Below are 8,156 nucleotides of genomic sequence, written 5' to 3'. Positions count from 1 at the left end.
GGCGGAAAGATCGTCGCGAGCCGGACAGCGGGCAGCAAGGCGCGTGATCGCTTACACCACTTCGCGGGACGCGACCCTGCGGGCGGCGTGCGGCGGTGTGGTGCGGGAGGCGGTGTCCAGGGCGCGCCGAGGTCCTCCGCCGTGTCGGTCATTGCCGGGTGAGAGCCGACCTGCCGGCCGTGGGCGGTCGGGCTCCGGTCAACCGGCCGCGAAGGGCGGTGAGGGCGTCAGGAACTGCACCGTTTCCCCCGAGGTATTCCTGGCCATGGGACCGGTACCGGCCGCCTGTCAGGGGAACGCCTCGCGGTTCAGCGGACAGGACACGCCACGACGAGCATCTCGCTGGCGTAGTTGCCCGTACGTGCCCGGCGGTGGCGTGCGCGTACAACAGCGCTGTCCGGAACGGCCGTTGATGGTGGAGCGGCGTCCCGTCGACGCCGCGGAACTGGTCCCGGGCGGGCAATCGGGCGAGGGAACCCGACGGCGGTGGTCTGCGCTGCCAGGAAGGTGCTGTGTTGTCAACCTCCACCTCATGAGCGGCGCCCAACTCCTCGGGCCGGTCCTGGTCGTCCAGGAAGGCGCCTGGTGTCGGTCCGGGGGAGCATGGCGGCGACCTCACGGCGGCAGCGGACGGTATCACGGGGAACGGAGGAGGTGGGGTCGACACCGAGACACCCGGGAAGGGGCGAGGAGCAACGGCGACTCAGGGCGTTGGGCGCGGTGGGTGACGTCTGCGCCCGCTGCTTCGACGCCGAGGGCGGTGCCCTGGACGCACCCTTCAACGACCGTCTCACCAGCATCGATCCGGACGATCTGCGTGTGGTGAGCGTCGGATCGGTGTGGCGGGGGGCAAGGAGAAGGTGAGTGCCGTCCGCGGGGCGTGCGGGGCGGATGGATCAACATTCTGATCACCGATGTCGAGAAGGCGCGGGACCTGCTCGGCGTCTGAGAGACAAGCCGGGCAGGCTGGTGTGCGGGCGGGCGGTACCGAGGCCTGGCGGGCGACTGTTGCGCCGTCGTCCGACAGGCCCTGATACTCGACTTGGAGTCGACGCCGGGAAGACTACTGGTGCTGCCAGGCGAATGGTGACCCGTCAGGTACCCACACGGGCGGGCATCGCGGCCAGGATGGACTGGACGCCGTCTTTCGCGTCTCCGAACAACATCTGACTGTTCTCCCGGAAGAACAGCGGGTTCTGCACCCCGGCGTAACCGGTAGCCATGGAGCGCTTGAACACCACCACGTTCCGCGCCTCCCAGACCCGAAGGACGGGCATGCCCGCCAGCGGACTGCCGGGGTCCTCGGACGCGGCCGGGTTGACCGTGTCGTTGGCTCCGATGACCAGGACGACATCCGTCCCCGCGAAGTCATCGTTGATCTCGTCCATCTCCAGCACGATGTCGTAAGGCACCTGCGCCTCGGCGAGGAGCACGTTCATGTGCCCTGGCAGACGGCCGGCGACCGGGTGCACACCGAAACGCACCTCGACACCTTGCTCCCTCAGCCGTCTGGTCAGATCGGCCACGGGGTACTGGGCCTGCGCCACAGCCATTCCGTAACCCGGGGCGATCACCACTGACCGGGCGTCCGACAGCATCTCGGCCACTTCTTGGGCATGGATTTCGCGGTGCACGCCCTCCACCGTCGCGGCGGAGGAGGACGTCGCGCCGAAGCCACCCGCGATGACGGAGATGAACGAACGGTTCATTGCCTTGCACATCACGTACGACAGGTACGCACCGGAAGAACCCACCAGTGCGCCCGTGATGATCAGAAGGTTGTTCGAGAGCAGGAAGCCCGAGGCGGCTGCGGCCCAGCCGGAGTAGGAGTTGAGCATGGACACCACAACCGGCATGTCGCCTCCACCGATCGAGGCGACCAGGTGGGTTCCCAGCAGCAACGCCAGGACAGTGACCGCCGTCAGGACCCACGCTCCCGGAGAGATGACGAAACGTACGGTGAGCGCAGCGAAGGCCGCCAGTGCTCCCAGGTTCAGGATGGTCTTGCCTGGCAGTGTCAGGGGTACGGAGGGGATCCGGGCGGAGAGCTTGAGGTAGGCGAGAATGGAGCCGGTGAAGGTCACGCACCCGATGAACACCCCGATCGCGACCTCGCTGTGGTGGATCGCCAGCAGCGACCCGGTCAGGTCGGAGTGACCGGAGTCGGCTTCCAGGAAGCCGTTCCAGCCCACCAGTACGGCGGCGAGACCGACGAAGCTGTGCATCAGGGCGATCAGTTCGGGCATCCCGGTCATCTCCACGACACGGGCCCGCCACAGTCCGATCGCGGTTCCGATGGCGAGGGCGACCAGCAGCAGGGTCACGCCCACCACGGATGCCGAGTCGAACGCGGCCACCGCGGTGGCCAGCAGCGCGATCACCATGCCGGTGATCCCGAAGGAGACTCCCGCGCGGGCGGTCTCGTGCTTGGACAGGCCCGCCAGGCTGGCCACGAAAAGCAGAGCGGCGACGAGGTAGGCCGCCGTAGTCCAGGTATTCATGACGTCAGCTCCGTCCAGGGCTGCGGGAGAACATCGACAGCATGCGGCGGGTCACGGCAAAGCCGCCGACGATGTTGACGGCGGCCAGCAGCAGCGCCAGCGAGGCGAGGCCGGTCATCAGCGTGGCCTCTCCGCCGTCTTCGCCACTGCTGCCGCCGATCTGCAGGATGGCTCCTACGACGATGATCCCGGAAATGGCGTTGGTGACCGACATGAGCGGGGTATGGAGCGCGTGGTGCACGTTTCCGATCACGTAGAAGCCGATGACGATCGCCAGCACGAATACTGTGAGGTGCCCGGCCAGTTCGGAGGGCGCGAGCCCCGCACCGAGAAACAGTGCCGAGCCGGCCAGGGTCGCCGCCGCGACGCGGGCGAGGGGCGAGCGTTCCCGCGCCGCCTCCCCGGCCGTCACCTCTGCCGAGGCCGGCCGGGACGCAGGCGTCGCGCTCACCGAAACCGGAGGAGGGGGCCACAGCGTCTCGCCGTGGTGCACCACGGTCAGTCCGCGCTGTACGACGTCCTCAAGGTCCAGCGTCAGGCATCCGTCCTTCCGCGGGGTCAACAGCTTGAGGAGGTTGAGCACATTGGTGCCGTAGAGCTGCGACGCCTGCGCCGGCAGCCGAGCGGGAAGGTCCGTGTACCCGATGATCGTGACACCGTGGTCGGTCGTGACGACCTCGCCCGCGACCGAACCGGCCACATTGCCACCCTGCGAGGTCGCCATGTCGACGATGACACTGCCTGGCCGCATCGACGCCACTTGCTCCGCCGTGATCAGTCTCGGCGCCGGCCTTCCGGGGATCAGAGCGGTGGTGATGATGATGTCCACGTCGCGGGCTTGCTCGTCGTAGATCTCCGCGGCCCGCCGGTCGTAGGCATCGGACGTGGCCTTGGCATAGCCGTCCGTGGACGCTTCCTGTACCACCTCCACCGCCAGGTACTCCCCACCGAGGGAACGCACCTGATCCGCGACCTCGGCCCGCGGATCGGTGGCCCGCACGACTGCTCCCAGGCTGTTGGCTGCGGCGATCGCCGCGAGTCCGGCCACACCGGCGCCCGCGACCAGTACCTTGGCGGGTGGCACCTTGCCCGCGGCGGTGACCTGGCCGGTGAAGAACCGGCCGAACGCATGGGCCGCCTCGATCACTGCCCGGTACCCGGCGATGTTGGCCATCGAGCTGAGCACGTCCATCGACTGCGCGCGTGAGATCCGCGGCACGGCGTCCATCGACAGCGCTGTGACACCCCGTCCGGCCAGCTCCCGGACCCGCTCGGGCTCCGAACCCGGCGCCAGCATGGCTATCAGGGTGGAATCCGGCCGCAGTCCGGCGATCTCGGCCGGTTGCGGAGCATTGATCGTGAGCACGACGTCGGCGTCCCAGACGGGGCCGTGGACGATGTCCGCCCCGGCCTGGAGGTAGTCGGCGTCCTGGAACCCGGCGGGTACTCCCGCTCCGCTCTGCACGCTGACTGTGTAGCCGAGGGCGATCACTTTGGACACCAGCTCAGGGGTCAGCGCGACGCGGGTCTCCGCCTTCGTCGATTCCGCGACGACGCCGATCCGCATCGCAGGCCCGGAACTCAGGACTGGCTCGGTCATGCACTCTCCTCAGAATTCGGGTGGGTCATCGAACAGGGGCGTCCCGCGCAGGAGGCCCTCGTGCGGACGCTGAACGGTAGCGTGAGCAGTGACGCTTACGGTAAGGTATACCGTAGTGATTCTTCCAGGCCCGGCCGTGCTGATGACGCGAGAGTCGGAGGGATGGGCGAGGTGACGTTTGCAAGGGTGCTCCGGTCGCCACCCGCGAAGCGATACAGAGGCGCACCCCGTCACCTCGCGGATCGCAGGCACGGGGACGGCAGTGGGTGTGGGTGCCGGACAGCACGGTGACGGCTCACACCTCGTCGGCGCCCCCTCCCCGGCCGGTTCGGCTTCGGACGACTGTCCACGCAAGGTAGCTCGACATCCACGCAAGGGAGTAGACATGGATCTGGGAAAGGGACAGGTCGCGGTCGTCACCGGCGCCGCCAGCGGTATCGGGCTCGGGCTGGCGGAGGCGTTCGCCGCCCGGGGAATGAACGTGGTCCTCTCGGACCTGCGCGGTGAGAAGGTGACCGCGGCGGCGGAGACGGTGGCGGCCACGTACGGAACACAGACACTCGCAGTCGCGACGGACGTGCGGGACTTCTCCGCGGTCGAGGCACTGGCACAGGCCACCTCGGAACGGTTCGGCCGGGTCGACGTGGTGTGCAACAACGCGGGCGTCATGGGTCCGATGGCCCCGAGTTGGGAGCTGGACCCGTCGAATTACCGCTGGTTGCTCGACGTTGCGTTGATGGGGGTCATCCACGGCGTCCGCGCGTTCGTGCCGAGGATGATCGAGGCAGGCCGAGGACACGTCGTCAACACCGCCTCGATGGCCGGCCTCATCCCGCTGCCCGGGATCTCGCCCTACGGCGCCGCCAAGTTCGGGGTGGTCGGCTACACGGAGACCTTGCGTCTGGAACTGGCCATGCACCGGACCGGGGTCGGCGCCTCAGTACTGTGCCCGGGATACGTGCCCAGCGACATCGGAGTCAGCTCGCGGCAGCTGAGCCCCGCCGGCATCGAGCTCGCTCCGTTGGAGGACGTCGATCCGAGCCGGCTCCCGCAGGAGGACACCACGATGGAGGATGTCACCGCCGCCACACTCGCCGGCATCGAGGCGGATCTGGCTCACGTCATCGTGCACCGCGGGGGGACCTACGACCGGGACATCCGGGCCAGGGTGCAGGGCGTCCTGGACGACCTCCCCACGAGCGACGCGGCCAGGTGAGGCGCGCGGCCGGGCCCGTCGTCACGGCGCTCCGCCGGGCGGGCCTCGAAACACATGATGACGAAGGCACCCGGGCGATGTTCGCCACCGATGCCTCGCTCTACCGCATTCCGCCCCTGGTCGTCGTGCGTCCTCGGCACGTCGACGAGGTCGCCGCGGTCCTTGCCGTCGCGAGGGCCACCGGGACGCCGGTGACCGCACGTGGCGGGGGTACGTCCATCGCGGGCAACGCGATCGGGCGCGGGATCGTCGCCGACTTCAGCCGGTATCTGAACCGGGTGCTGGACGTCGACACAGCCTCCCGGACCGCGCGCGTCGAACCCGGGGCCGTCCACGCCGTGCTGCAGCAGGCCGTGCTTCCGCACGGCCTGCGCTTCGGACCGGACCCCTCCAGTCACTCGCGCTGCACGGTCGGCGGGATGATCGGGAACAACGCGTGTGGCAACCGGGCTCTCGGCTACGGCCGGACCTCGGACAACGTCGTCTCCATGACGCATGTGCTGGCTTCGGGGCAGACCCTGCGGACCGGCTATGACGACACCGGACGCGCCACTGCCGACGGCCCGGCCCGGCTGCTCGAGAACCTGCACAATGCCGTCGGCCGTCACCTCGCCGTCGCACGCACCGAGTTCGGCACCTTCGGCCGCCAGGTGTCCGGCTACGCCGTTCAGCACCTGCTGCCCGAGCGCTTCGACCTCACCCGGGCGCTGGTCGGTTCCGAGGGCACTCTCGGCGTGCTCACCGAGGCCACCGTCCGGCTGGTCAAGGATCCCGACCACCGGGTCGTCGTGGCCATCGGCTTCACGGACATCGTCGCGGCCGGTGCCGCCGCACCCACCGTCGTCACCTACCGCCCCACCGCCTGCGAAGGCATGGACCACCGCCTGGTGGACGTCCTGCGCGCCCGCCGGGGTTCCGCGGCCGTCCCGCCGATGCCTCGCGGGGGAGCATGGCTGCTGGTCGAGATCGCCGGCGACGACCACGCCGAAGTGATGGACCGGGCCAAGGCATTGGCCGACGCCGGACTCGGGACCGAATCCGAGCTGGTCGTTGACGTCCGTGCCCAGCAAAGGCTCTGGCGCATCCGCGAGGATGGCGCGGGCCTCGCCGGCCGAGCGCCTTCGGGGCGTCCGGCCTGGCCCGGCTGGGAGGACGCAGCGGTGCCGCCCGCCCGGCTGGGGGAGTACCTGGCCGCGTTCGACGAGCTCGTCGCGTCCCACGGTATGACATCGGCTCCCTACGGCCACTTCGGTGACGGCTGCATGCACGTCCGTCTCGACTACCCGTTGGACCGCTCGGACGGGCTGGAGGTCCTGCGCGAGTTCCTCACCTCGGCCGCGGATCTCGTGGCCGGCTTCGGCGGCTCGCTGTCCGGCGAGCACGGCGACGGCCGTGCCCGCGGCGAACTGCTGCCCAGGATGTACTCCGCCGGTGCCATGAAACTCTTCGGAGAGGTCAAACACGCCTTCGACCCGGAGAACCTGCTCAACCCCGGTGTGCTGGTGGATCCGGAACCCTTCGACGCGAACGTCCGGATGTCCGGCGTCGCGCCGTACCGCAAGCACCTGGCCTTCCTCTACCCGCACGATGAAGGAGACCTGAGCGCCGCGGTCCACCGCTGCACCGGGGTGGGCAAGTGCCGGGCCGACAATGCCGCCGCAGGCGGCGTGATGTGCCCGTCCTACCTGGCCACGAGGGAGGAGAAGGACTCCACGCGTGGGCGCGCGCGGGTGCTCCAGGACGTGGTCCGCGGCACCCTGGACTGGCGGGCGCCGGAGGTGGCCGACTCGCTCGACCTCTGTCTCAGCTGCAAAGGCTGTGGATCGGACTGCCCGACCGGCATCGACATGGCCACCTACAAGTCCGAGGCGCTGCACCAGAAGTACCGGGGACGCCGCCGCCCGCGCTCGCACTACGCGCTGGGCCGACTGCCGCGGTGGGCCCGTCTGGTCGGACGGCTGCGCGCGGCGCGGCTGGCCAACTCGGGTATGTCCTTGCCGGGCATCGGCCGGCTGGCGCGCTGGGCCGCGGGCGTGGACGCCCGGCGATCCGTGCCCGAGTTCGCCACGACGCCGTTCCGGCGATGGTTCGCCCGTCACGCACAAGAGGGCCGGACGCAGGGACAGCCGGTGATGCTGTTCGTGGACTCCTTCTCGGACGCCTTCTCACCCGAGGTGGCCGAGGCGACCATGGCCGTGCTGCGCAGCGCCGGGTTCGAGCCCCGGCTGACCGCCAACCACCTCTGCTGCGGTCTGACCTGGATCACCACCGGGCAGCTCGACGCCGCGCGGACCATCCTGGGCCGCACGGTGAAGGAGCTGGCGGAGGCCGTGCGCTCGGGGATCCCGGTGGTCGGGATCGAGCCGTCGTGCACCGCCGTGTTGCGCGGCGACGCCGTGGAGCTGATCGGCGACGAGAACGCGCGGTTGGTCGCGGCGAACACGAAGACGCTCGCCGAGCTGCTGGCCGGGGCCGAGGACTGGTCGCCGCCGGATCTGACCGGCACGGTCGTGATCGCACAGCCGCACTGCCATCACCATGCCGTACTCGGATGGGCGGCGGACCGGGCGTTGTTGGCCCGCACCGGTGCGTCGGTGACCACGCTGGCCGGCTGCTGCGGCCTGGCCGGCAATTTCGGGGTGGAGCGGGGCCACTACGAGGTGTCGGTGAAGGTGGCCGGTGCCAACCTGCTACCGGCCCTGGACGCCGCGTCCGAGGCCGTCGTACTGGCCGACGGTTTCTCCTGCCGCACCCAGGTGGCAGATCTGCGGGGACGTCCGTCCGTCCACCTGGCCGAACTCCTGCTGGGACGAACCGGCCGGCGGTGAACCCTGTCGGC

General features: G+C 69.7%; 5 protein-coding genes. 3 read left to right on the top strand and 2 right to left on the bottom strand.

Annotated features, from left to right (window positions below; translation table 11 throughout):
• Positions 1 to 603: 603 nt before the first annotated feature.
• On the top strand, positions 604 to 864 hold the full coding sequence (locus tag ACTT8P_RS22960) for a sugar-binding domain-containing protein (RefSeq protein ID WP_442833585.1): 261 nt from the start codon (positions 604 to 606) through the stop codon (positions 862 to 864).
• A 230-nt stretch (positions 865 to 1,094) separates the two neighbouring features.
• Here the strand turns inward: ACTT8P_RS22960 and pntB are convergent, their stop codons facing one another.
• Both pntB and ACTT8P_RS22950 read right to left on the bottom strand, forming a co-directional pair.
• Positions 1,095 to 2,501 carry a Re/Si-specific NAD(P)(+) transhydrogenase subunit beta gene (pntB, locus tag ACTT8P_RS22955; protein WP_442833584.1) on the bottom strand — a complete coding sequence of 469 codons (1,407 nt, stop codon included), beginning with the start codon at positions 2,499 to 2,501 and terminating at the stop codon, positions 1,095 to 1,097.
• Positions 2,502 to 2,505: 4 nt separating this feature from the next.
• Positions 2,506 to 4,101 carry a Re/Si-specific NAD(P)(+) transhydrogenase subunit alpha gene (locus ACTT8P_RS22950; protein ID WP_442833583.1) on the bottom strand — a complete coding sequence of 532 codons (1,596 nt, stop codon included), beginning with the start codon at positions 4,099 to 4,101 and terminating at the stop codon, positions 2,506 to 2,508.
• A gap of 385 nt (positions 4,102 to 4,486) precedes the next feature.
• On the opposite strand from ACTT8P_RS22950, the gene ACTT8P_RS22945 reads away from it, so the two are divergent.
• Complete coding sequence (locus ACTT8P_RS22945; RefSeq protein ID WP_442833582.1) at positions 4,487 to 5,317, top strand: SDR family NAD(P)-dependent oxidoreductase; 831 nt, start codon at positions 4,487 to 4,489, stop codon at positions 5,315 to 5,317.
• 77 nt (positions 5,318 to 5,394) lie between these two features.
• A complete protein-coding gene (locus tag ACTT8P_RS22940; protein ID WP_442833581.1) occupies positions 5,395 to 8,145 on the top strand; it encodes an FAD-binding and (Fe-S)-binding domain-containing protein in 2,751 nt (916 codons plus the stop codon).
• Positions 8,146 to 8,156 lie beyond the last annotated feature (11 nt).

Source organism: Streptomyces sp. JW3, from assembly GCF_052216785.1.
In the GTDB taxonomy this organism is placed as follows: Bacteria; Actinomycetota; Actinomycetes; order Streptomycetales; family Streptomycetaceae; genus Streptomyces.
Note: the sequence above shows the minus strand (reverse complement) of the source record. Positions and strands in the feature narration are given on the sequence as shown.